The sequence below is a fragment of the Streptomyces sp. NPDC006384 genome, assembly GCF_042870695.1.
Taxonomy (GTDB): Bacteria; Actinomycetota; Actinomycetes; order Streptomycetales; family Streptomycetaceae; genus Streptomyces.
The window spans coordinates 94,646-117,242 of the sequence record NZ_JBIAHR010000026.1; the positions used below are offsets into that span (position 1 = coordinate 94,646).

At 73.4% G+C, this 22,597-nt stretch carries 22 protein-coding genes; 13 read left to right on the forward strand and 9 right to left on the reverse strand.

Features of this window, described 5'->3' with window-relative positions; all coding sequences use genetic code 11:
• Window positions 1–2: 2 nt before the first annotated feature.
• The 3 genes from ACFYOJ_RS29595 to ACFYOJ_RS29605 all read left to right on the forward strand — a co-directional run bounded on the left by ACFYOJ_RS29595 (window position 3) and on the right by ACFYOJ_RS29605 (window position 5,264).
• Window positions 3–1,838 carry an HSP90 family protein gene (locus tag ACFYOJ_RS29595; protein WP_356556165.1) on the forward strand — a complete coding sequence of 612 codons (1,836 nt, stop codon included), beginning with the start codon at window positions 3–5 and terminating at the stop codon, window positions 1,836–1,838.
• 2 nt (window positions 1,839–1,840) lie between these two features.
• Window positions 1,841–4,804, forward strand: coding sequence for a hypothetical protein (locus ACFYOJ_RS29600; RefSeq protein WP_356556164.1), 2,964 nt, complete (start codon window positions 1,841–1,843; stop codon window positions 4,802–4,804).
• Between the two features lie 187 nt (window positions 4,805–4,991).
• Window positions 4,992–5,264 carry a hypothetical protein gene (locus ACFYOJ_RS29605; protein ID WP_356556162.1) on the forward strand — a complete coding sequence of 91 codons (273 nt, stop codon included), beginning with the start codon at window positions 4,992–4,994 and terminating at the stop codon, window positions 5,262–5,264.
• Between the two features lie 112 nt (window positions 5,265–5,376).
• Here the strand turns inward: ACFYOJ_RS29605 and ACFYOJ_RS29610 are convergent, their stop codons facing one another.
• A complete protein-coding gene (locus ACFYOJ_RS29610; RefSeq protein ID WP_356556160.1) occupies window positions 5,377–6,534 on the reverse strand; it encodes a PP2C family protein-serine/threonine phosphatase in 1,158 nt (385 codons plus the stop codon).
• A 219-nt stretch (window positions 6,535–6,753) separates the two neighbouring features.
• On the opposite strand from ACFYOJ_RS29610, the gene ACFYOJ_RS29615 reads away from it, so the two are divergent.
• From ACFYOJ_RS29615 to ACFYOJ_RS29635, 5 genes are all read left to right on the forward strand, one after another.
• Window positions 6,754–7,596 carry an endonuclease/exonuclease/phosphatase family protein gene (locus ACFYOJ_RS29615; protein ID WP_356556159.1) on the forward strand — a complete coding sequence of 281 codons (843 nt, stop codon included), beginning with the start codon at window positions 6,754–6,756 and terminating at the stop codon, window positions 7,594–7,596.
• Between the two features lie 337 nt (window positions 7,597–7,933).
• Window positions 7,934–9,490 carry a sodium:solute symporter gene (locus tag ACFYOJ_RS29620; RefSeq protein ID WP_356556157.1) on the forward strand — a complete coding sequence of 519 codons (1,557 nt, stop codon included), beginning with the start codon at window positions 7,934–7,936 and terminating at the stop codon, window positions 9,488–9,490.
• A 218-nt stretch (window positions 9,491–9,708) separates the two neighbouring features.
• Window positions 9,709–9,852 carry a hypothetical protein gene (locus tag ACFYOJ_RS29625; protein WP_356556155.1) on the forward strand — a complete coding sequence of 48 codons (144 nt, stop codon included), beginning with the start codon at window positions 9,709–9,711 and terminating at the stop codon, window positions 9,850–9,852.
• Window positions 9,853–10,108: 256 nt separating this feature from the next.
• Window positions 10,109–11,323, forward strand: a complete 1,215-nt coding sequence (locus ACFYOJ_RS29630; RefSeq protein ID WP_356556153.1) for a cation:proton antiporter — start codon at window positions 10,109–10,111, stop codon at window positions 11,321–11,323.
• Between the two features lie 72 nt (window positions 11,324–11,395).
• A complete protein-coding gene (locus tag ACFYOJ_RS29635; RefSeq protein ID WP_356556151.1) occupies window positions 11,396–11,767 on the forward strand; it encodes a hypothetical protein in 372 nt (123 codons plus the stop codon).
• A 22-nt stretch (window positions 11,768–11,789) separates the two neighbouring features.
• On the opposite strand, the gene ACFYOJ_RS29640 is transcribed toward ACFYOJ_RS29635, so the two are convergent.
• From ACFYOJ_RS29640 to ACFYOJ_RS29650, 3 genes are all read right to left on the reverse strand, one after another.
• Window positions 11,790–12,794, reverse strand: a complete 1,005-nt coding sequence (locus ACFYOJ_RS29640; RefSeq protein ID WP_356556149.1) for a HEAT repeat domain-containing protein — start codon at window positions 12,792–12,794, stop codon at window positions 11,790–11,792.
• Window positions 12,781–13,479: a HEAT repeat domain-containing protein gene (locus ACFYOJ_RS29645; RefSeq protein WP_356556147.1), complete on the reverse strand. Its 699-nt coding sequence runs from the start codon at window positions 13,477–13,479 to the stop codon at window positions 12,781–12,783. The genes ACFYOJ_RS29640 and ACFYOJ_RS29645 overlap by 14 nt, the downstream gene beginning before the upstream one ends.
• An 89-nt stretch (window positions 13,480–13,568) precedes the next feature.
• Window positions 13,569–13,871, reverse strand: a complete 303-nt coding sequence (locus ACFYOJ_RS29650; RefSeq protein WP_356556145.1) for a hypothetical protein — start codon at window positions 13,869–13,871, stop codon at window positions 13,569–13,571.
• Between the two features lie 356 nt (window positions 13,872–14,227).
• On the opposite strand from ACFYOJ_RS29650, the gene ACFYOJ_RS29655 reads away from it, so the two are divergent.
• Window positions 14,228–15,649 carry a Gfo/Idh/MocA family oxidoreductase gene (locus ACFYOJ_RS29655; RefSeq protein WP_356556143.1) on the forward strand — a complete coding sequence of 474 codons (1,422 nt, stop codon included), beginning with the start codon at window positions 14,228–14,230 and terminating at the stop codon, window positions 15,647–15,649.
• Window positions 15,650–15,771: 122 nt separating this feature from the next.
• Here ACFYOJ_RS29655 and ACFYOJ_RS29660 read toward each other — a convergent pair whose 3' ends face one another.
• On the reverse strand, window positions 15,772–16,194 hold the full coding sequence (locus ACFYOJ_RS29660; RefSeq protein WP_356556141.1) for an ATP-binding protein: 423 nt from the start codon (window positions 16,192–16,194) through the stop codon (window positions 15,772–15,774).
• 167 nt (window positions 16,195–16,361) lie between these two features.
• Entirely contained in the window at window positions 16,362–16,547 is a 186-nt protein-coding gene (locus ACFYOJ_RS29665) for a hypothetical protein (protein WP_356556140.1), read from the reverse strand.
• Between ACFYOJ_RS29665 and ACFYOJ_RS29670 the strand changes: the two genes are divergently transcribed.
• On the forward strand, window positions 16,540–17,337 hold the full coding sequence (locus tag ACFYOJ_RS29670) for a hypothetical protein (RefSeq protein WP_356556138.1): 798 nt from the start codon (window positions 16,540–16,542) through the stop codon (window positions 17,335–17,337). The two genes, ACFYOJ_RS29665 and ACFYOJ_RS29670, sit on opposite strands and share 8 nt — an antisense overlap.
• A gap of 67 nt (window positions 17,338–17,404) precedes the next feature.
• On the opposite strand, the gene ACFYOJ_RS29675 is transcribed toward ACFYOJ_RS29670, so the two are convergent.
• Both ACFYOJ_RS29675 and ACFYOJ_RS29680 read right to left on the reverse strand, forming a co-directional pair.
• Window positions 17,405–18,022 carry an HD domain-containing protein gene (locus ACFYOJ_RS29675; RefSeq protein ID WP_356556136.1) on the reverse strand — a complete coding sequence of 206 codons (618 nt, stop codon included), beginning with the start codon at window positions 18,020–18,022 and terminating at the stop codon, window positions 17,405–17,407.
• A gap of 65 nt (window positions 18,023–18,087) precedes the next feature.
• The gene (locus ACFYOJ_RS29680) at window positions 18,088–18,513 is read right to left on the reverse strand and encodes a MerR family transcriptional regulator (protein ID WP_356556135.1); all 426 of its coding nucleotides are present in this window, start codon (window positions 18,511–18,513) and stop codon (window positions 18,088–18,090) included.
• A gap of 412 nt (window positions 18,514–18,925) precedes the next feature.
• Here ACFYOJ_RS29680 and ACFYOJ_RS29685 point away from each other — a divergent pair, with 412 nt between their 5' ends.
• Window positions 18,926–20,431 carry a SulP family inorganic anion transporter gene (locus tag ACFYOJ_RS29685; protein ID WP_356556133.1) on the forward strand — a complete coding sequence of 502 codons (1,506 nt, stop codon included), beginning with the start codon at window positions 18,926–18,928 and terminating at the stop codon, window positions 20,429–20,431.
• Window positions 20,432–20,738: 307 nt separating this feature from the next.
• On the opposite strand, the gene ACFYOJ_RS29690 is transcribed toward ACFYOJ_RS29685, so the two are convergent.
• Complete coding sequence (locus tag ACFYOJ_RS29690) at window positions 20,739–21,347, reverse strand: TetR/AcrR family transcriptional regulator (protein WP_356556340.1); 609 nt, start codon at window positions 21,345–21,347, stop codon at window positions 20,739–20,741.
• A 120-nt stretch (window positions 21,348–21,467) separates the two neighbouring features.
• Between ACFYOJ_RS29690 and ACFYOJ_RS29695 the strand changes: the two genes are divergently transcribed.
• Both ACFYOJ_RS29695 and ACFYOJ_RS29700 read left to right on the forward strand, forming a co-directional pair.
• Window positions 21,468–21,896, forward strand: coding sequence for a VOC family protein (locus ACFYOJ_RS29695; RefSeq protein WP_356556339.1), 429 nt, complete (start codon window positions 21,468–21,470; stop codon window positions 21,894–21,896).
• Window positions 21,897–21,993: 97 nt separating this feature from the next.
• Entirely contained in the window at window positions 21,994–22,488 is a 495-nt protein-coding gene (locus ACFYOJ_RS29700) for an ATP-binding protein (RefSeq protein ID WP_356556132.1), read from the forward strand.
• Window positions 22,489–22,597: the final 109 nt, after the last annotated feature.

Below are 22,597 nucleotides of genomic sequence, written 5' to 3' on the forward strand. Positions count from 1 at the left end.
CGATGACTCTGCCCGAGAACACCGCCGCCGACCGCACCTTCCAGGTCGACCTGCGCGGCCTCGTAGACCTCCTGTCCCACCACCTCTACTCCAGCCCCCGCGTCTATCTGCGCGAACTGATGCAGAACGCCGTGGACGCGCTCACCGCCCGGCACACCCTCGAACCGGCCGCCCCCGCGGGCACGTTCGGCATCCGCCTGTACGCCGACGGCACGGTGGTCCGCGTCGAGGACGACGGCGTCGGCCTCACCGAGGCCGACGTGCACACCTTCCTCGCCACGATCGGCCGCAGCAGCAAGCGCGCCGAACTCGTCGCCGAGCAACGCGGTGACTTCATCGGCCAGTTCGGCATCGGCCTGCTCTCCTGCTTCCTGGTGGCGGACGAGATCCACGTCCTCAGCCGCTCCGCCCGCACGCCCGGCGCCCCCGCCGTGGAGTGGCGCGGACGCGGCGACGGCAGCTACACCGTCCGCACCCTGCCCGCCACCGCCCGCACCCGGCCCGGCACCACCGTCACGCTGACGCCGCGCGCCGACGCGGGGGAGTGGACCCGGCCCCCGCAGGTGCTCGCCCTGGCCCGGCACTTCGGCTCCCTGCTGCGCCACCCGGTGACCTTCGGCGACGGCACCGGCGGCCCGGACACACCGGTCAACCCCGAACCCGCGCCCTGGGCCCGGACGTACCCCACGCCGGGAGCACGCTCCCGCGCCCTGGCCGCGTACGGCGAGGAGGTCCTCGGGTTCGCCCCGCTGGACACCATCGAGCTCGACCTGCCGGCCGTCGGCCTGAAGGGCATCGCCTGCGTGCTGCCCGAGGCGGTGCCGGCCGGCCGCCGCCACGGCCACCGCGTCCACGTCAAGGGCATGCTGCTGTCCGAGCAGGCCGCCGAGATCCTGCCCGAGTGGGCGTTCTTCGTCCGCTGCGTCGTCGACGCCGAGAGCCTGCGCCCGACGGCGTCCCGCGAGTCCCTGTACGAGGACGACACCCTCGCCGCCGTCCGCGACGCCCTCGCCGAACGGCTGCGCGCGTGGATCGCCCGGGCCGCCGCCAGCGACCCGGACCTGCTCGGCCGCTTCCTGAACGCCCACCACCTTGCCGTGAAGTCGCTCGCGGTGCACGACGACGAGATCCTGCGGATGCTGCTGCCCTGGCTGCCGTTCGAGACCACCGACGGGCACTGCACCCTGGACGAGTTCGCCCGCACCCACCGCACCGTGCTCGTGACGTCGAGCGTGGAGGAGTTCCGGCAGGTCGCCGCGATCGCGTCCGCCGCCGGCCTCGGCGTCGTCAACGGCGGCTACACCTACGACCGCGAACTCGTCCACCGGCTGCCCGAGGTCAGGCCCGGGTCCACCGTCGCCGACCTCGATCCGGAGACCCTCACCGCTCACCTCGACCCCGTCGACCGGGAGACGGAACTGGCCGCCGCGGCCTACCTCGCCCGGGCCCGCGACGCACTCGCCGTCTTCGACTGCGACGTCGCGCTGCGCTCCTTCCAGCCCGCCTCCGCCCCCGCCCTCCTCGTCGACAGCCGCGAGGCCCGGCACGAGCGCACCCGCTCCCAGCTCGCCCGCGAGCAGGAGGGCGGCCTGTGGGGCGACATCCTCGGCGCCCTGCGCCAGGAGGCCCCGCGGGCCCAGCTGATCCTCAACCAGCTCAACCCGCTGGTCCGCACCGCCGTCGCCATCGACGAGCCCGAACTGGCCCGCACCAGCGCCGAAGCCCTCTACGGACAGGCCGCGCTGCTGTCCCGGCGTCCCCTCCGGCCCGCCGAGTCGAGCCTCATCAACCGCTCCTTCCTCGACCTCCTCGCCCACGCCCTCTGCAAGGACAGCTGACGATGCCCACCGCACCCCGGACCACCGACGAGCTGTACCAGGCGCTGAAGGAGAACGACCGGCGCCCCTACGGCCGCACCCGTACCGTCACCGCCGAGGAACTCGCCGAGGCCGCCGAGCAGTTCGCGGAGCCCGTACCACTGATCCACGCGCTGTTCGCACTCCAGGAGGCGTACACCTACGGGGCCGAACCCCGTAAGTCCCCCGTCGTCTTCGCCCGCCTGCTCACCCTCTTCGACGAGCAGCCCGACGTCTTCGACGAACGCCTGCGGCACACCCTGTTCTGGCGGTTCAAGTGGGTGGCCAACGCCCTGCGACAGCTGCCGGAGATACCGCTGGCGAGCCTGCGCCAGTGGCAGACGGAGATGCGCGACCGCTACGAGAAGGCCGGCCTCGGCCTCCAGCCCTGCTACGGACAGGCCTACCAGCTCGCCGCCCACACCGGCGAGGACACCGCCCTCGCCTACGAGCTGTGGGCCGGCCGCACCCGTACCCGGCTCAGCGACTGCGAGGCCTGCGAGACCTGCGAACGCGCCCTGTACCACCTCGCCGCCGGCGACGACGAGCGGGCCCTGCGCACCTGGGAGCCCGTCCTCGCGGGCAAGGAGTCCTGCCAGGAGGAACCCGCACGCTCCGTCTCCTACGCGCTGCTGCCCCTGCTGCGCGCCGGTGACACGGACCGGGCCCGCGCACTGCACCTCGCCGGCTACCGGATCTGCCGCCGCAACCCCTCCATGGCCGGGGAGGTCGGCCGGCACCTGGAGTTCTGCGCGCTCACCGGCAACGAGGCACGCGGCCTCGAACTGCTCGCCGAGAACCGGAACCTCTTCGACGAGGTCGGCTCGCCGCTGGACCTGCTCGACTTCCTCACCGGCACGGAGGTCCTCCTCCAGAGAGTCGAGGCCCTCGGCCACGGCGATCTGCCCACCGCCGGACACGCGGGCCGCACCTGGACGGTGGCCGCGCTGCGCGCCGAGATCCGCGGCCGCGCCGACGACCTCGCCGCCCGCTTCGACGCCCGCAACGGGACCGGCACCCACACCGACCGCCGCCGGGCCCGCCTCGACCGCGCCCCGCTCCTGGACGCGCTGGAGCTGACCCTGCGCACCCGCGCCCTCGACGACCTGGCCCCGGCCGCCACGGCCACTCCGTCCGTCACACCCGCCGCCCGCACGGCGACGGACGTTCCCGAACCGCTGCCCGAGCTCATCGCGCGGGCCCGGGAACTGGAGGAGCAGGGGCACCCGGAGGCACCGGCCCACTGGGCACGGCTGCGCGCCCTCGCCGCCGCCCGTGACTACGCCCACCCCGACGACCCGGCCGTGGGCCCGCTCGTACGCCTGCGCGCCGACCTGCTGACCGACGAGGCGAACCGCGCGGACGACAGGGACGGGCACGAGGACGCCGCCGCCCTCTTCGAGGAGGCCGCCGGCCTGTACGACGACGCCGGGCTGCCCGGTCACGCCGCCCTCGCCCGCGGCCGCGCCCTGCTCGCCGCCGCCGAGGCGGTCGACGCCGGCGATGACGAGGCGGAGGGCTCCGCCGACGGCCCCGGGGCGAAGACCGCCGCCCTGACCGCCGCCCACGCGGCCCTGGTCCGCCTCCACGAGGAGACGCCCGGCCTTACCCCGCACCAGGAGGCCCGCCTGCTGCGGCTGCGGGTGTCCGCACTCGGCCTGCGCCTGCAGACCTCGGGCAGCGAGGAGCACGTCGCACCGGTCCTCGCCGAGACCGACGCGCTGCTCGCCTTCGCCACCCGGCACGACGTCACCGCGCAGATCGCCGGGGCACTGCTGCTGCGGGCCACGACGTACGCCATGGCCGGCGACCTGCCCGCGGCGCTCACCGGGACCGACGCCCTCCTCGAGCGGCTGAGGGAACACGGCCCCGCCTGGCACCTGCCCCGCGCGCTCGCCCTGCGCGGCCGGCTCCGGCTCGGTCACCAGGACGCGCAGGGCGCGTACACGGACCTGACCGAGGGCCTGCGGCTGGCCGCGGGCTGGCCGGCCGACGCGGTCGACACCGCCCCCCTCCACGCCTCCCTGGCCGAGGCCTCGATGCACCTGGGCCGCCCCGAGGAGGCGCTGCGGCACCTGACCCGCTCGGCGGAGCTGGAGCTGCGCCGCGGCAGCCGCTTCGACGCCTTCTGCACCTACAGCAACGCGGCACAGCTCAGCCTCGACCTCGGCCGCGTCGAGGACTGCATCGCCCTGCTGGACTCCCTGCTGGCCGAACCGGACGTCACCACCGGGACGCTGGACGACCGGCTCGTCGCCCAGCTCCGCCTGACCCGCGCCCGCGCCCTGCGCGCGGGAGAGGACCTCAAGGCCGCCACGGCCGAGTTCACCGCCCTCGCCGCCGAGTCGGCCGGCTGGGACGACGACCCGGGGAGCCACGCCATGATCGCCGCGGAGACGGCCGTACTCCTCGGCGAGGCGGGGGATTTCGACCGGGCCCGCGAGGCCGTCGGGCAGGCGCTCGCCGCCCACGCCCGGGCCCCGCGCCACGAGCTGCTCAGCGACTGCCTGCGCGAACTCGCCCGCCTGCAGGCCGAACGGCAGGGCCCCGACGGCCTGGCCGGCGCCCGGGCCTTCCTCGCCGACGCCGGCCGGATCGCCGACGAGGCCCGGGCCGCCGGGTACGAGCCCCACGGCCGCTCCCTGGAGACCGCCCTGGCCTACGAGCACGGGCGGGTCGGCGCCTACGCCGGTGCGTACGAGGACGCCCTCGCGGCCCTGGAGGAGGCCCTCGCGCTGCTCGGCGAGCCGGGACCGGAGGACGGGCACGCCGGCGAGTGGGCCGAGTGCGTCCGCCTCGCGGGCGTCGTGGAGGGCGTCTACCTGAAGCGCCCCGCGCCCGCCCTCGCCCGCCTCGACGCGGCGGCCGGTCTGCTGGCCGCCGCGGGCCACACCGAGGAGACCGGGCCGCTGACGTCCCTGGCGGACCGGCTGCGCGCCGAGGAGTGACCCGCTGCCCCGGCACCCCGCCGGGGCACCGCTGCCCCGGAGGACCGCCCCGACCGCTCGATGGTCCAACTCCTCGTACTTGCCCGGTGGTTGAACGCCCCGCACAGGAATAAGCCGGAGGCGACGGGCAACCCGGGGAGGACCGGAGCGACAAGGACGAACGGACCACGGGATTTCGGGAGGCACCATGGCGAGCTATGGCAGAACGAGTGATCACCGAGCCGACCGTGTGAGCGGTCTGGCGGTCGCGGGACTGGTGTGCGGCATCGTCGGACTGCTGATCCTGCCGATCGTCCTGGGCCCGCTGGCCATCATCTTCGGTGGCGTGGCGCTGCACCGGACCGGGTCCACGATGGCGAAGTGGGCGATCGGCCTCGGTGTGGCCGACATCCTGCTCATGATCGTGATGTTCGCCGTCGCGGCCGGCAACGGCGGCAGCTTCACCTGGCACTTCGGCTGACCGGAGCCGCCACGGGCCCGGGCCGCGTCGTCGAGGACGCGACCCGGGCCCCGGTGCGTGCGGCCGCGTCCGTCACCGCGCCGGTGGCGATACGCCCGGACGGGCCCCGGATTCACTCGTCGCCGGGCGGCACGGGCTGGAAGGCGATGGCGACGAGGTCGTCGCACAGTACGGGCGCCCACCGGGCGACGTCCTCTTCGACGAAGGTGATCAGACCGTCGGGGGCGACCGGCCGGGAAGCGCCGGCGCAGTGGTCGTGGAGGCGCTCGCGCAGCGGGTAGAACGTCCCGGCGTCGTCGCGTGCCTCGGTGACCCCGTCGGAGTAGGCGATCAGGATGTCGCCGGGATCGAGCGTGTGCGTCACGGTGCGCGGGGGCGTGACCATCAGATCACCCATGCCCAGGGGCAGACCGGGGTCGTCCTCCACGACGGAGACGGTGCCGCGCCGGATGGTGAGCAGCGGCTGGTGGCCACGGTCCAGGACCCGTACGGTGCGCGCGTCCGCGGAGAACTCGAGCAGGACGGCCGTGACGAAGACCTCGTCCGCGGGACCCGGGGGCTGTGCGGACGACAGGGCCGGTTGTCCGTCCCCCATCGGTTCCATCGGAGGGTTGTCGCGGTCGAGCTGCAGGGCCACGTCGATCCGCTCGGCCACCTCGTACAGCGACGGGTGGAGCAGCGCCGCCTCCTGGAAGGAGGAGATCACCGTGGACACGGTCTGTGTCGCGCTGACGCCCTTGCCCTTGACGTCCCCGACGATCACCCGGATGCCGAACGGCGTCGGGCGGACGCTGTAGAGGTCCCCGCCGATGAGCGCCTCGTCGTCGGCGGCCCGGTAGAAGCCGGCCAGGCGCAGCGGGCCGATCCGGGAGGGAAGAGGACGCAGCAGGGCCAGCTGCACGGCCTCGGCGACCGCCTGTACGCGGCGCAGACGGCTCTCGGCCCGCCGGCGCACCACGCACAGCGCGGCGGACAGCAGGGTGACGGCGCCGAGGTCGATCAGGGCCACGACGGTCATCGGGCCGATGTAGTCGTCGACCGCCTGGGTGCCCGCCAGCAGGAGGCACCCGGCGGCGCCGGTGGCGAGGACACCGAGCGGCGGGTACGTGAAGAGGGCCAGCACCACGGAGGCCGCCAGCAGCGAGCCGAAGAAGTAGCGCTGGGGCGTCGCCTGGTCGAGCACCAGGGTCGCCACGACGAGCGCGGGCGGGACCCAGCGGAGCCACCGGGGCGGCCAGGCATGCTGTTCGTCCCGTCGCCGGTGCTCCATGGCAGCCCGCCCCGCACCCACAACTGTCACCCCGTTTCCCACGAGCTCCCGGTCCAAGGCCTCGGTGAGCATCATGCACGAGCGCGGAGGCGCCGGACGGTACCAACCCACCGCGCGACGGCCCGGTACGGTTCCCACCCGCACAAGCCCCGACAGACACGTCCCCTACCCTCGTGCGAGGCGACGCCGGATGCCGGAAGACTCGACACACAGGAGGCCGTGGTGCTCGGAAGGAACAGGTGGTTGTTCGCGGGCGCGGTGACCGTGGCCTGCATGCTGCTGGTCGGTCCCGGAGCGCCGCGGGGCGACCTCGCCGCCCGGCCCCTGCCCGCCGACGCCGCCGAGGACGTCGTACCCGGCCGGGTCATGACGTGGAACATCTGTAACCCGTGCGGCACGAGCGACATCGACAGGGCGGCGCAGATCGCCACGTACGCGCCCCAGGTCGTCGGCCTGCAGGAGGCGTGCGTGCGCGACGTCGAAAGGATCCGGAACTACCTGCGGGGCTTCTACGGCCTGACCTACCACGTCGAGTACGGCTCGGTCCTCCACAAGCGCAGCCGCTGCGGAGGCACGCCGTGGAGCCCGGGAGGTTTCGGCCAGGCCATCCTCTCGGCGGCGCCGATGACGGACCGCGTCGCCGTGGAATACCCCGACGGAGGGTCCGAGGACCGCGGATACATGGCGGTCACCACCACGGTGGACGGCCGGCCCGTCCGGGTCTTCAACACCCACTTCGCCCAGCGGCGCCAGGAGTCGGTCCGCGCGGGCCAGGCCGCCGTGCTCGCCACGGAGCTCGCCCGGCACGAACGCGCCGTCGTGCTCGGCGACTTCAACGCCGTGCCCGACGCCCCCGAACTCGCCCGCATACAGGCACTGGCCGAGGAGACGGACGCCGGTTGCCGCCCCCCGTCCGCCGCCGGCTGCAAGCCGACGACCGACTGGCACAGCAAGTTCGACTACGTCTTCCTGCGGGGCGTCACCCCGCTCGGCCACCGCGTCGTCCCCACCCCGCACTCGGACCACCACCTGCTGTACACCGACCTGGACCTGTCCCGCTGACCCGCCCGGCGCCGGCGGGACCCCGGGCGGGCCCCCGGTGGGACGGCGTGCGGGAGGCGTGACTCCCGGGGCGGGGCGATACTCGCTGGACGGCGATCCGCACGGTACCGCCCCCGGGCCGAGCGGTGAGCGACCGGCGTGACGGCCCTGGACACGAAGGCGTGCCGCATGACATCAGCAGTGGAGGCGGGCCCGGGCAGGACCGGCCGCCGGGCCGCGCCGCGGGACGGCGACGGACCCGTCCAGGTGTCCCACGGCGACCGTGCCGGGCGTTCGGAGCCCGCCCCACCGTCCTCACCCGGCCGGCGGTGCCGCCGGCCGCCGCTTAGGAGTGAGCGTGCGCCAACTCGACCTCGTGGTGGTCGTCGTCTACCTCGTGGCGATCGCCTGGATCGGCCTGCGGCTGGCCGGCCGGCAGAGATCCTCCAAGGACTACTTCGTCGGCGAGGGCCACATGCCGTGGTGGACCGTGGCCTTCTCCGTGGTGGCCACCGAGACCAGCGTGCTCACCGTCATCAGCGTGCCCGGCGGCGCGTACAGCGGACAGGGCTTCGGCAACGTCGAACTCGCCCTCGGCTATGTCGTCGGACGCGTCGTCGTGGCCGTCGTGCTGATCCCCCTGTACAAGCGCGGCGGATTCGTCAGCGCCTACCAGTACCTGGGCGACCGGTTCGGGCAGAAGCTGCAGGGACTGGCCTCGGTCACCTTCGTCTTCACCCGCCTCCTCGCCGAGGGCGTACGGCTGTTCGCCTCCGCCATCCCGATCAAGCTGCTGCTCGACGAGTTCGGCGTGCACACGAGCTACCGCGTCATCATCGTCGTCGTCACCGCGGTCACCGTCCTGTACACCTACCTCGGCGGCATCAAGGCGGTCATCTGGACCGACGCGATCCAGATGGTCCTGTACGTGGGCGGCGCCCTCCTCGCCATCGGCGTCCTGTCCGCCCATGTCGGCGCCGACGGTTACGCGCAGGCCCTGCACGCGGGCAGGTTCCGGCTGTTCGACACCGACTTCGGCCTGGTGCACATCCTCACCAGCCCCTTCGCCCTGCCCACCGCCATCATCGGCGGTGCCGTCTTCGCCATGGCCAGCCACGGCTCCGACCAGCTGATGGTGCAGCGCGTCCTGTCCACGCGCACCCTGCGGGACGGACAGAAGGCCATGATCGCCTCGGGGGTCTTCGTCACGGCCCAGTTCGCCGCGTTCTCCCTCGTCGGAGCGCTGCTGTGGTCCTACAACAAGGGCCGCAGCTTCGAGGAGCTGGGCCTGGGCAGCGCCGACAACCTCTACCCGGAGTTCATCCTGCACGGGCTGCCCGTGGTGGTCTCCGGACTGCTCGTGGCCGGCATCCTCGGTGCCGCGATGGGCTCCCTGTCCTCGGCGCTGAACTCCATGTCCAACTCGACGGTCGCCGACATCATCCACAGTTTCTTCCGCAGCACACCGTCCGAGGAGTTCCTGCTCAGGCTCGCCCGCGTGATGACCCTCGTGTGGGCGCTGCTGATGGCCCTCTTCGCCTGCGCCTTCAGCACCGGCACCGGCAACGTCTACCTCACCGGCCTCACCATCGCGGGCTACACCTACGGCGCGCTGCTCGGCGCCTTCCTGCTGGGCCGTCTCGTACGGCGGGCCGACGAGACCGACTCGGTGGTCGCGTTCCTCGTGACCGTCGCCGTGATGACGTACCTCGTGCGCGGCGTGAAGTTCGACGTCACCGTCGGGGGCGCCACCGTGCCGACGGGCATCGCCGCGCAGTGGCTGGTGCCGATCGGGGTCCTGGTCACCCTGGCGGTCGGCGCGCTCATGAGTCTCTTCCACCGTGCTCCCCGGCCCGCCGGACGCGTCGACGGCACCGGTCCCGGCCGCGTCGAGACGGCCGCGGTCCGGAAATGACACCGCGCGCCGGGCCGGGTTCCTGCGCGGCATTCCCCTCCGCGACGGCCGTCCCGAGTCATGCCCGCGGCCTGCGGGGCGAATCACGTAGATATATGCGATTCGCCGTACGGTAAACTTCGTTAGCAAGCCTCACTGCTTCGGCGGACACCGTGCTGTCCGCCGAGCGGTCACGGCCCTGGCCGGCACGTACGCGAGACGACGGGGGGAAAGCGATCATGCACCGACCCGCGCGGACCGTCGACCTCTCCGCCGCCGGTACGCCGGGCGGGCTGCCCGTCACGACCGCCAGGGCCGTACGCATCGACAACACGGCCCGCGACAGCGTGCCCGATCCGGGCGGGGCCGCTCCCGGCGCCTGACCCGGCGGCCCGACGCCCGGCTCAGGACCCGTGACCCGCACCCACCCACCCGCCCGCACCGGCACCGACGGCGGGACCTCTCGCGGTACGTCATGAGACCGGACACGCCCCGGCCCCGCACCTCCCCACGACACCCGCCGCCACGGCACCCGTTCCCACGACACCCGCCCCCGCGGCCCTGCCCGCAGGGGCGGTGATCCACCGTCACACGAAGGCACTGACGCCCGTCGCCGACCGAACCGGAGGCCCGACGCCCGTGCACCACACCACCGCCCTGCTCATCGAACTCGGCGCCATCATCCTCGCCCTCGGCCTGCTGGGCCGCCTCGCCGGACGGGTGGGCTTCTCGCCCGTCCCGCTCTACCTCGTCGCCGGACTCGCCTTCGGCCACGGCGGCGTCCTGCCCCTCCAGGCCAGCGAGGAATTCGTCGCCACCGGCGCCGAGATCGGCGTCATCCTCCTGCTGCTCATGCTCGGCCTCGAGTACAGCGCGTCCGAACTCGTCACCAACCTCAAGACCCAGTACCCCTCGGGGGCCGTGGACTTCGTGCTCAACGCGGTGCCCGGAGCCGTCGCCGCCCTGATCCTCGGCTGGGGGCCGGTCGCCGCCGTGGCACTGGCCGGCGTCACCTGGATCTCGTCGTCGGGCGTCATCGCCAAGGTCCTCGGCGACCTGCGCAGACTCGGCAACCGGGAGACCCCCGTCATCCTCGGCGTCCTCGTCATCGAGGACCTCGCCATGGCCGTCTACCTGCCCATCCTCACCGCCCTGCTGGCCGGCGTCGGCCTCGCCGGCGGCGCGCTCACCCTGCTGATCTCCCTGGGCACCGTCGGCGCCGTCCTCTACGTCGCGCTCCGCCACGGACGGATCATCAGCCGGGCGGTCTCCTCCGACAACGCCGAGATGTTCCTGCTGGTCGTCCTCGGGCTCACACTCCTCGTCGCCGGAATCGCCCAGCAACTCCAGGTCTCCGCCGCCGTCGGCGCGTTCCTCGTCGGCATCGCCCTGTCCGACGAGGTGGCCGAGGGCGCCCGCACCCTCCTCATGCCGCTGCGCGACCTGTTCGCCGCCGTCTTCTTCGTCTTCTTCGGCCTGTCCACCGACCCGGCCGACATCCCGCCCGTCCTGCTCCCCGCCCTGCTGCTCGCCGCCGCCACCGCGCTCACGAAGATCGCCACCGGCTGGTACGCCGCACACCGCGCGGGCATCAGGGGAGCGGGGCGCTGGCGGACCGGCGGCACCCTCGTCGCCCGCGGGGAGTTCTCCATCGTCATCGCCGGCCTCGCCGTCGGCACCGAACCCCGCATCGGACCGCTGGCCACCGCCTACGTCCTCATCCTCGTCGTCGCCGGACCGCTCACCGCCCGCTATACCGAGCCGCTGGCCCGCCGCCTGTCGCGCCGGCCCGCGGCAGGGGACGTACCGGCCGGGGTGGAGGAGCCGGCCGAACCGGCCCGCGCAGGCGTCTGACGGCGGCGCACAGGCCCGTGCGATGATCGACTCCGGGAGCCGGGGGGCTCCGAGGACACCGGAGGAGCGGGCATGGGGGAGAGCACGGCGGCGGACGTACGCCCGGAGCGCACGCGGGCCGAGAGGCTGACCGAGGGAATGACCCTCGCCCTCGCGTCGGCGCTCGCGCTCGTCCTGCTGGCCGCTGTGACGGTCGTCCTCGGTACGACGGCATGGGGCCTGATCACCGAACCCGGCGGTACCGCGGTCAGCCGGTTCGTGGTGCCCGCGGTCCTGCTCGCCCTCGTCGCCGCGCCGTTCGTACCGGCCCGTCTGGTGTTCCGTTCGGGCCGGCGGCGCGGCAGGGCACGTCTGACGGCGGCGGTGCCGGCGGCGCTGACGCTGCTCGGTTCGTCCGTCCTGCCGTTCGCGGCACTGTGCCTGATCCTCGTACACGCGGACTGACCGGGACCGCGGGCCGGACACGTCACCGTGCGTCGCGCAGCCGCAGCAGGTACGTCGCGGTCAGTGCGACGGCACGGTCGGCGTCGTGCGACAACTCCACGAGCGCCTCCGTCGCCCGTCTCCCCGGAATGTCCCCCAGCGCCTGGGTCAGCCGTCCGCGGGCCGGCGCCCGGGCCGTGCCGTGGGCGAGACGCCCGACGAGTCCGTCCGCGATCCGGTCCGCCGTGGCGGGATCGCCCGCCAGCACACTCAGCGCATCGGCCGCGTCGGTGTCGTTCCGCCCCTCCACGATCATGTCGACGAGCGTCGGAACCGCCTCGGCCACGCCGCGCGCACCGAGCGCCGGCGCCGCGCACCGGCGGACCGCGGCGTCCGGGCTGCCGAGCGCGTCCCGCAGACGCGCGGTGGCCTCGTCCCCGGACATCTCGGCCAGGGCCCGGGCGGCACGCGCCCGCACCGCGGCCTCCGGCGAGCCCAGGGCCCGCGCCAGCAGCGCCGGACCGCCGTCGCCCGAGCGCGCCAGCGCCCATCGCAGGGCACCGGCGACGTTCGGCTCCGACTCGTTCAGCGCCGCCTCGACCAGGACCTCCACCGGCACCGTGTTCTTGCCGACCGCGGCCAGGGCCGCCCGCTGCCGTGTGCCGGCGCTCGGCGACCCCAGCGCCTGCAGGAGCGCGACCACCTCGAGGACGTCCTCCCAGCCGACGGGGTCCGCGGCACGGATCCGGTCCAGCCGGGTGAGCAACTCGGTCTCGGCGGCGATGCGTTCGCGAGTCCGGCGGATGAGATCGTCGACGAGCGCCGAAGGTGTGGAGCCGGGCTCGTCGAGCACGCGCCCGATCTCACGGAGCGACAGTCCCAGCGACCGCAGGGCCTCGATCCGGAAGATCCGCTCGATGTCCCGCCCGGAGTACTCCCGGTAGCCGGAGCCGGTGCGGCCCGAAGGACGCATCAGCCCCAGCGACTCGTAATGCCGCAGCATGCGGGCACTGACCCCGGACCGTCGCGCCACCTCACCGATCAACACGTCCCATCGCCCCCTGGCCGTACCCGCCGAGGGCCACGGTACGCTTCGCCTCCTCGATCGCGGATGCGAATCCGATGTCCGGGTCGCGCAGCAGCCGCTCCGTGGCGAGCGCGTGCGCGCGCACGTCCGGGTCGGGGGCGGCCGCCGCGGCGAGCAGTGCCGGCGTCGCCGCCCCGCCCAGCGCGACCAGTGCCCGGCTGAGGCTCAGCCGCGTCTCGTGCCCGCCGCGCCCGAGCTGCGTCACCAGCACCGTGGCGAGCGCGGACTCCTCGCCCTCCGGTACGAGCACGACCGCCGTCCGCCAGGCGCTGCGCGCCACCTCGTCGTCGGGGTCGCGCAGCAGCGCCGGTGTGATCGCCGGCCACGCCCGCCGGTCACCGAGCTTGGACAGGGTGTGCAGCGCCTGGCTGCGGGCCTGCGCACGCTCCGAGCGGACCTCGCCGAGCAGCCGGGGGAGTGTCACGGACACCGGGTGGCGGGTGAGAGCCCAGGTCAGCATGTCGCGTACGAAGAACTCGGGCTCGGTCGCGCACCGTTCGACGAGTGCGTCGACGCAGCGGGGGTCGGGTGCCGTACCGATCGCGAGAGCGGCCCGCAGCCGCACGGACGGACGGCCGTCCGCCAGTCCCCGCAGCGCCCGCGTCGTGTCCGTCTCCGTGCCCGTGCCCGCATCCGTGGTCGTCATCGTGACCACCTCCTCGACGAGCAGTGAAGGCCTTGTCACCGTGTCAAGGTCAAGCGGGCCCGTGGTGCCGGCTCGGCCGGAGCGGACGCTCAGCCGGCCCGGCCGGCGAACTGCGTCAACTGGTCCTTGACCCACGGGTCGTACACGGCGAGCCGCCGGGCCGCCGCGGGATCGAACCGGCGCAGCTGGTCCATGACCCACGGGTCGGCCCGGTGGCGCGGGGCGGGCCTCGGCGCGGGGTGGTGACCGGCGGGCGTGGCGGCCGGACGGGCCGGGGGACCGCCGTGCTGCGGGACGGCCGCCGACGCGGAACCCCCGCCGGCCAGGAGTGCGCCTCCTACGGCGACGGTCGTGAGACCCGTGGTGGCGAGGTGCCGCATCAGCCTGTTCACGATTGTTTCTCCAGCTTCGTTCGACGGCAGATCCCCAAGCGGAATCATCTGATCCGGTCGGGCGCCTACCCGGCACTGTGTGCGATACACGGACCGGCGTGGGCGGTCCGCCGGGCGGCTTGACGAACGGGGACCCCGTGAACGGAGACCCCGTGAACGGAGACCCCGTCACACTCTCGACGCGCGGAGCGGTGCGGGACGGTAGGGGGGCGGTGCCGCGGTGCGCGGAGATGCTCGGAACCGCCGCGCATCGAGCACTTATTGACATGTCACCGTCGACGCCGCAGAGTCGTGCCCCGAAAGTGTCCGACAGCCCCGTCCGTGATGCCGTCCGCCCCACGAGGAGTGATGCCGTCATGCCCGAAACCCCCGCTGTCTCACGCCGACTGCTTCTGGGCGGCGCCGCCGCCACCGGCGCACTCGCGGTCGGGATGACCGCGTCCGCCCCGGCCGCGTCGGCGGCCGGACAGGCGCCACGCCGCAGACCCGGCCAGAAGTCGATGATCGGGGTCCCCTTCGAGGTCCACCGAACCGTCCGCGTCGGCGTCGTCGGCCTGGGCAACCGGGGCGGCGGCATGATCATGGGCTGGGCGGCCGTACCCGGCTGCACCGTGACCGCCGTCTGCGACATCCGCGCCGACCGCGCCCGGCGCGCCGCCGACCGCCTGGAGAGCAAGGGACACCCGCGCCCCGCCGAGTACGGCGGTTCCCCCGACGCCTACGCCCGGATGCTGGGGCGGGACGACATCGACCTCGTCTACATCGCCACGCCCTGGGAGTTCCACTACGCGCAGGGCCGCGCGGCCCTGCTCAGCGGCAGGCATGCCCTGGTGGAGCTGCCCATCGCGACGGAGCTGCGTCAGCTGTGGGACCTCGTCGACACCTCGGAACGCACCCGCAGGCACCTGTGGCTCTCCGAGAACTGCAACTACGGCCGCAACGAACTGGCCATGCTCAGGGCCGCGCACGACGGCCTGTTCGGAGACCTCACCAACGGCCACGGCGGCTACCTCCACGACCTGCGCGAACTCCTCTTCTCCGACACCTACTACACCGACTCCTGGCGACGGCTGTGGCACACCCGCAGCACCGCCTCCTTCTACGCCATGCACGGGCTCGCCCCGATCGCGGCGGCCATGGACGTGAACCGCGGCGACCGCATGACCACCCTGCGCGCCACCGCGACCGCCCCGAAGGGGCTGGCCGACTACCGGGCACGCTTCGTCCCCCGGGACCACCCCTCCTGGAAAGAGACGTACATCAACGGCGACCTGGTCACCTGCATGATCGAGACGGCGAAGGGCAGGACGATCCGCGCGGAGCACGACGTGAGCTCGCCCCGCCCGTACAGCAGGATCAACTCCCTGGCCGGCAGCCGGGGGATCGTCGAGGACTACGCGGGCCCCGCCCCGACCGGTGCCCGGATCTATGTGGAGCCGGACCACAGCGGCCACAGCTGGCGCGACTTCGCGGCCTACCGCAAGGAGTACGACCACTGGCTGTGGCGGAAGGTCGGCGACGACGCCGCGAACAACGGCGGCCACGGCGGCATGGACTACGTCCTGCAGTGGCGCACCGTCCAGTTGATGCGGGCCGGGCTGGTGCCGGACATCGACGTCTACGACTCGGCCGCCTGGTGCTCACCCGTCCCCCTGAGCGTCATGTCGCTGGCCGGGGACGGCCGTCCGGTGGAGATCCCGGACTTCACCCGGGGCGCCTGGCGCGAGCGCAGGACCGGCCTCGACTCCACGCCCATGGACATGCCGCCCGTCGGCTGAGCGCGAGCGCTCCGGCCGCGGTGTACCGGCGTACGGCCGGGCGCCGGTACACCGCGGCGGCACGGGAACTCCTCTCGCCGGGTGACGAACCCCGTGCCCAGTCCGTCACCCGCCACGGGGAGTCAGCGGGCGTTCCCGGCCGCGGCGGGCGGACGGAAGCACGCGACGACCGTCTTGCCGTCCTTGCAGGGGCGGGTCTCCCAGTCGTCGGCCAGCGCGTCGACGAGGAACATGCCCCGCCCGCCGGGACGCCGGCTGCTCGGCGGCTGGGGCTTCGGCATTTCCGTGGAGTGGTCCCGTACCGCGATGTGCAGGCAGCGGCCGTCCCAGGACATCGCCAACTGCGCATGGGAATGGGCGTGCACATGGGCGTTGGTGACCAGTTCGGAGACGGTGATCAGCACGGCGTCCACCGTCTGCGGGTCGCTCTCGGTCCAGTCGAGCGTCTCCAGGTGCCCGAGAGCCCAGTCGCGTGCCGTCTTCGGAGTGCTCTGCAGGGGCAGTGTCCGTGCCCAGCCCACTGCCCGGAGCGACGATTCATCCACTGCTCTTCCCCCAACCAGGTGTCAGTGGGACGCGGGTACCCCTGGTACGCCGGTCGAAGCAGCTGTGCAGGTGACGGATCGTCAGGTTCTTCTGGTGCTGTGCCGTACGGGCCGGTACGGCCGCGCCGCTGCGAGCAGGCGGGCGATGTGCTCCTGCCCCGGATCCCTCAGAAGACGAGGCAGGTGTAGCCGTCGCTCTGCCCGATGCCGATACGGCCGTTCCGCGGGAGCAGACGTGGATCAGGTCGTCCGGCGGAGGCCATCGTGCAGGCGGGATCGCCCACCACCGCCCCGGCGGCCATCCGGCGGGCGGCGGCCACCGCGGCCGGAGAGGTGTACCACGTCGTGGTCACCGCTCCGCTCCTGCTCGGGGTCGGCGCGGGGGAGGGGGCGGGCTTCGGAGCCGGCGGGCGTGTGACCGCCGGCCCGGACGGTGACGGTTTTGGCAGGGGAGTCGCCCTGCCCCGCGAGGGCGGGGGTGAAGGCGTGGAGGAGCCGGGCGGTGCGGACTTCGCCCCCCGTCCCGTCGTCGGGGTGGGGGCGGCGGTGCGCGGATGCGAGGGGTGCGGCTTCGGCCGCGGGGCCGTTCCGGTCGCCGCGGGCGGTGACGTGGGGGTGGAGGTGGCCCTGGGCGTCGTCCCGGTGGCCGGAGCGGCGGGAGCGGTGGGGGTACGAGGGCGTGAGGGGCTCGGCCGCGGGGCCGTTCCGGTACGCGAAGGCGCCGCGGAGGTCCTGGCCGATCCCTCGGACGTTCCCTCGGCCCTCGGAGAGGCCGGCGCGGCGGCGCTGGTACGGGGGGCCGGCGTCCGGTCGCCGGGCCGCGCCGGCGGCAGGGAACCGGACGGCGTCGTCCGCCCGGTGCCCGGGGCCCGGCTCGGCCGCGGACGCGCCGTGCTGGACGTCTCGGGCGTCGAGTCCGGGGCCGACGACGGTGCCGGCGTCGACGCCGATGCCGATGCCGACGACGACGCCAAGGTCGGCAGCGGTGCCGGTGTCGGCAGGGAGAGGTCGGCCGAAGCGGTCGGCGCCGGGCCCGGAGTCTCCCCGTCCTGCGGCATCAACGCCCACACGCCGACGCCGCCGAGGACGAGTACGGCGGCGCCGCCCGCGATCCACGGGGTCCGCCGGGGCGGGCGTCGATGACGGTTCATGGTCTTCACCGTCTCCCGCCCGCCGGCAACGCGCTCGCTGGGACGGCCGGGCGTTGCGCCTACGGGTGACGGGCCCGTACCCGCTCGCCGCACCCGCCGTGCGGCACCGGCATCGCCGGCTCGGGATCGCCGAACTCCGTGCGCATGGCCTGGAAGGCGACGACCTTGTCCTCACCGAAACGGCGCACCTGAGCGGCGTATTCGCCGGGGGTGAGGAAGGACGCCGGCCGGGACTTGCTGTGGAACTTGTCCGCGTACATGACCAACCGCTCCTCGTCCGTCACCGCCAGGTAGTCGGCGACGGGCAGCGGCAGCCCCTGGCGTACGACGTCGTCCTTCGTGATCCCCATCCCGGTGTGATGGGAGCAGAAGCGGCGCAGCGTCTCGGGGTAGCCCTCGTTCTCCAGGATCTCGTGACCGAGCAGCCCGTGCCGGATGTAATCGGCGTGGTCCAGCCGGCCGTCGTCCCCGTAGAGGCGGTAGACGCCGATGTCGTGCAGGAGACAGCCCGCGCGGACCAGGTCGGCGTCGAGATGAGCGAGGCGCGGGGCGCGGAGCAGCTGCTCGGCGATGCCCCAGACGATCTCGCAGTGGCTGTGGACCAGCTCGAAGGCCTCGACGGTCGGCGCGTACTTCTGGTGCAGCGCACGGATCTCTTCGGTTCCCGGAATCCTCACCCGGGGAGGGTAACAACCGTGGCGGCGGAGCCTCCCGGCCGCTGCCGCGCGGGGACACGCCGTCGTCACGGCTCGGCCGGGGCGGCCGCCTCCGGGAGGCGCCGGCGCAGGGTGGCGGCGAAGTCCTCGGCCCGGTGCAGCTGCACGCGCAGCTTCTCGACCTGCTCGGCGGCGGCCCGCTCGTATCCGCGCACCCGGTCCAGCAGCGCTTCGCGCTCGTCCGCATCGAGCCCGGTGCCGTCGTCGCCGCCGTCGTCGAGGCGGTCGGTGGCGTCCAGCAGGTCACGCATCTGGTCCAGGGTGAAACCGAGCGGCTTCATGCGCCGGATCACCATGAGCCGGGCGACGTCGGCCTCGGTGTACAGACGGAACCCGCCCTGGGAGCGGGCGGAGGGAATCACCAGACCCGTCTCCTCGTAATGACGGATGGTGCGCAGGGACAGCTCCGTCCGCGCGGCGACCTCGCCGATCTGCATGTGCTTGTCGTCCACGCTGTGGTCCCGGCCCTTCTGGCTCGTGGCGGGCCGCGTCCTGTGCGGCTCCGCCGATCCCTACTCTAACGTTAGGGTAGAGTTGTTGACGGTGAGGGCGGCCCGGCCGCCTCACCGCTGCCGTTTCCGGGGCCGATGGCGCTCCCGGCGAAGATTTCCGATTCCTGCAGGAGAGACGCGTGCGCGAGCCCATGACGCCGATCGCCGCCGCCTGCCCGCCGTGACCCTTCGCCCCCGGATGTGAGCCGCCCGGCCCCTCGGCGCCCTGGTACCCGGCTCGCCCCCTTCGACCTCCCGGCCCGCTGCTTTCGGACCGCCCACGGGACACCGGCCCGGTCTCCCGCTCTTTTCCCGCGCGCCCCGGCTCCCGCCGACGTGGGGTGTGCCCGAGCACGACAGGTACGCAATCCTCTTGTCCTCCACCGCAGTGTCCCCGGCCGCGCGGCTGCGCGGCCTCAAGCCCGTCTGGCTGAACGATCCCAAGGTCTGGCGCACCGAGATCCTGGCCGGTCTCGTCGTCGGCCTCGCCCTCATCCCCGAGGCGATCTCCTTCTCGATCATCGCCGGTGTCGACCCGGCCGTCGGCCTGTTCGCCGCGTTCACGATGGCCGTCACGATCTCCGTCGTCGGCGGACGCCGCGCCATGATCTCGGCGGCCACCGGCGCCGTAGCCCTCGTCATCGCCCCCATGAACCGCGAACACGGCCTGGGCTATCTGATCGCGACGGTCATCCTGGCCGGCGTCTTCCAGATCGTGCTCGGCGCGGTGGGCGTGGCCAGGCTCATGCGGTTCGTGCCCCGCTCGGTGATGACCGGTTTCGTCAACGCCCTCGCCGTCCTGGTCTTCATGGCGCAGGTCCCGGAGATGCACGACGTGCCCTGGGCGGTCTACCCGCTGATCATCGGCGGGCTCGCGCTGATGGTGTTCTTCCCGAAGGTCACCAAGGCGGTCCCGGCGCCGCTGGTCTCCATCGTGATCCTCACCGTCGTCACCGTCGCCGCGGGCATCGCGGTGCCCACCGTCGGCGACAAGGGCGAACTGCCCTCCTCCCTGCCCGTGCCCGGCCTGCCCGACGTCCCCTTCACCCTGGACACCCTCACCACCATCGCCCCCTACGCCCTCGCCATGGCGCTGGTGGGTCTGATGGAGTCGCTGATGACGGCCAAGCTGGTCGACGACATCACCGACACCCACTCCTCCAAGACCCGCGAGTCCATCGGCCAGGGCATCGCCAACATCGTCACCGGTTTCTTCGGAGGCATGGGCGGCTGCGCCATGATCGGCCAGACGATGATCAACGTGAAGGTGTCCGGAGCCCGCACCCGCGTCTCCACCTTCCTCGCCGGCGTGTTCCTGATGGTGCTCTGCATCGTCTTCGGGCCGGTCGTCTCCGACATCCCCATGGCCGCACTGGTCGCCGTCATGGTCATGGTCTCCGTCGCCACCTTCGACTGGCACTCCATCGCCCCGAAGACCCTCAGGCGGATGCCCGCCGGCGAGATCGCCGTCATGGTCGTCACCGTCGTCGTCGTGGTCGCCACCGAGAACCTCGCCGTCGGTGTCGTCGTCGGCACGGTCACCGCCATGGTCGTCTTCGCCAGGCGCGTCGCCCACCTCGCCGACGTCACCGCCGTCACCGACCCCGACGGCAGGACGGTGGTCTACTCCGTCACCGGCGAACTGTTCTTCGCCTCCTCCAACGACCTCGTCACCCGGTTCGACTACGCCGGCGACCCCGAGAGGGTCGTCATCGACCTGTCCGCCGCCCACATCTGGGACGCCTCCTCCGTCGCCGCTCTCGACGCCATCGAGACCAAGTACAGGCAGCGCGGCAGGACCGTCGAGATCACCGGCCTGAACGCCCCGAGTGCGGACCTCCACGGACGGCTCACCGGCGAACTCGCCGGCCACCAGTGACGCGCCCCTCCCGACAGCACCCGACAGCACCCGACAGCACCCGCAGGACCCCGGCCCGAGGGCCGGGGTCCTGCCCGCTTCGTCCTCGGGGCCGTTCCGTCCACGGGACCGCTCCCGAGCCGCCGGTACCGAAGACCGACCGGGCCGCCCCGTGCACGCCCCGGTACGGCTCGTGCACGGGATGAGGTCCGCCGGGCATGGGACCGGCCGTCGTCCCGGACACCGGGGCCGATCCCCGTTCCGGGACCGGCGCGGCCGGAACGGTCACCGTCCCGGCCGGCCGTGCGCGGGATCCCCGCACGGCCGGTCAGGCGCCGGGCGACGGTGTGGAAGGCAGGGCCGGGAGGCGCAGCCCCGCCAGGAGCCGGTCGAGCGCCTGCTCCCCGGCCCGGGAGTCCCCGCCCCGCGCGATCCAGAGCGCGGCCTCGTTCATCGCCCCCGAGAGCAGCCGGGCCAGGGGCTCCACAGGCTGATCGGCGATGATCCCGGCCGCGACGAGCGCCGACAGGACCTCGGCGAGGTGCCGGGCCGAGGACTCCTCGTCGAGGGACCTCCACTCGTCCCAGCCCAGTACGGTCGGCGCGTCGACCAGCAGGATCCGCCGAACCGCCGGGTCGGTCCCCGCGGCCAGGAAGGCCCGGCAGCCGGCCCGGAGCTGCTCCCAGAGGTCCTCGTGCCGCTCGGCTGCGGCCGCGACCCGCTCGCCCAGCTCCTGCTGGACCTCGCGGACGACGGCCCGGAAGAGCCCCGCCTTGCTGTCGAAGTGGTGATAGGCGGCCCCCTTGGTGACCCCGGCCGCCCGCGCCACCTCGGCCAGCACCACCTGGTGGTACCCGTCGGCGGCGAACCGTCGCCGCCCTTCGGCCAGCAGCGCCTGCCGTGTGGCCGCCCGCTGCGCCGCCCTGACGACCGCCATCCCGCGCACCGCCCTTTCCCTTTCACGTACCGCGGGTATGCTAACCCCACGATTCACATACTCCGGGTATGTGAAATGAGGCCGGAGGAAATCCCTGTCATGACGGACGGACGCGCGACCATGCCCACGACCACGCTCGGCGGTTTCTACCCGGTGCTGGCCACCCGGGACGTGGCGGCCTCCCACGACTTCTACACCCGCCACTTCGGGTTCGAGGTGACCTTCCGGGCGGACTGGTACGTCAGTCTGCGCCGCCCCGACGCCCCGCAGTACGAACTGGCTCTCCTCGACCACACCCACCCGTCCGTCCCCGAGGGGCACCGGGCCGCGCTCAGCGGCGGCCTGCTGCTGAACTTCGAGGTGGACGACGTGGACCTCGAGCACCGGCGGCTCGTGACGAAGGCCGGCCTGCCCGAGGTGCTGCCCCTGCGCACGGAGGAGTTCGGCCAGCGCCACTTCATCGTCGCCGCCCCCGACGGTGTGCTGATCGACGTCATCACCGTCGTCCCGCCCAGTGAGGAGTACGCCGCCCGGTACACGGACGTCTGACCCCTTCCCCGGGCGGTGCCGGATGTGACCGACACGACACCCGTCATGAGGCGTCACCTTCGGCCGCGTGGGTATGGGCGCGGTGGTGAACGGGGTGATGAGAGTGACCGCGAAGGAAGACAGCACGCGCACGGGCACGGCGCCACGCCCGGCGAGCGGACCGTGCAGCGCCACGCTGGCCCTGGGTGACGACGGCGCCGCCATCGCCCGGGCCCGGCACTTCGCCGTCGACTTCCTCACCCGGGTGCAGGCGGAGTACGGCCTGCCCGTCTCCCGGCGCGCCATGGACCTGACGCAGCTGGTGGTCAGCGAGCTGGTCACCAACGCCCGCAAGTACGCCCCCGGACCGGCCCTGCTGGACCTGGGCATCGCCGGCGACACGGTCGACATCTCGGTGTGGGACTCCGACCCGGTGCTGCCGGTCCCCCGGGCCGCGGACGCGGACCGCGTGGGCCAGCACGGCCTGGAGATCGTGCTGGCCGTCGTCCAGAGCTACGAGGTACGGCGCGAACCGGTCGGCAAGCGCGTCAGCGCGCGCATCGCTCTGGCGGACGACCCCGGCGGCGCCGTCACGGGACGCCCCCCTCTGTGAGCGCCCGGCGGTGAACGCCTGCGCGCCCGGCGGTGATGCTCCCGCCGGGCGCGTTTTCTGTGGGTGGTGGTTCAGGCGTCGCTGAGCATGCCTTCGCGCAGTCGGGTCA

Bases quoted from the DNA above. Each gene is read 5' to 3' on its own strand.
- ACFYOJ_RS29595 (WP_356556165.1), top strand. From the start codon at position 3: ATGACTCTGCCCGAGAACACCGCCGCCGACCGCACCTTCCAGGTCGAC.
- ACFYOJ_RS29695 (WP_356556339.1), top strand. From the start codon at position 21,468: ATGCCCACGACCACGCTCGGCGGTTTCTACCCGGTGCTGGCCACCCGG.
- ACFYOJ_RS29605 (WP_356556162.1), top strand. From the start codon at position 4,992: ATGGCGAGCTATGGCAGAACGAGTGATCACCGAGCCGACCGTGTGAGC.
- ACFYOJ_RS29690 (WP_356556340.1), bottom strand. From the start codon at position 21,347: ATGGCGGTCGTCAGGGCGGCGCAGCGGGCGGCCACACGGCAGGCGCTG.
- ACFYOJ_RS29610 (WP_356556160.1), bottom strand. From the start codon at position 6,534: ATGGAGCACCGGCGACGGGACGAACAGCATGCCTGGCCGCCCCGGTGG.
- ACFYOJ_RS29600 (WP_356556164.1), top strand. From the start codon at position 1,841: ATGCCCACCGCACCCCGGACCACCGACGAGCTGTACCAGGCGCTGAAG.
- ACFYOJ_RS29700 (WP_356556132.1), top strand. From the start codon at position 21,994: ATGAGAGTGACCGCGAAGGAAGACAGCACGCGCACGGGCACGGCGCCA.
- ACFYOJ_RS29625 (WP_356556155.1), top strand. From the start codon at position 9,709: ATGCACCGACCCGCGCGGACCGTCGACCTCTCCGCCGCCGGTACGCCG.
- ACFYOJ_RS29655 (WP_356556143.1), top strand. From the start codon at position 14,228: ATGCCCGAAACCCCCGCTGTCTCACGCCGACTGCTTCTGGGCGGCGCC.
- ACFYOJ_RS29635 (WP_356556151.1), top strand. From the start codon at position 11,396: ATGGGGGAGAGCACGGCGGCGGACGTACGCCCGGAGCGCACGCGGGCC.
- ACFYOJ_RS29645 (WP_356556147.1), bottom strand. From the start codon at position 13,479: ATGACGACCACGGATGCGGGCACGGGCACGGAGACGGACACGACGCGG.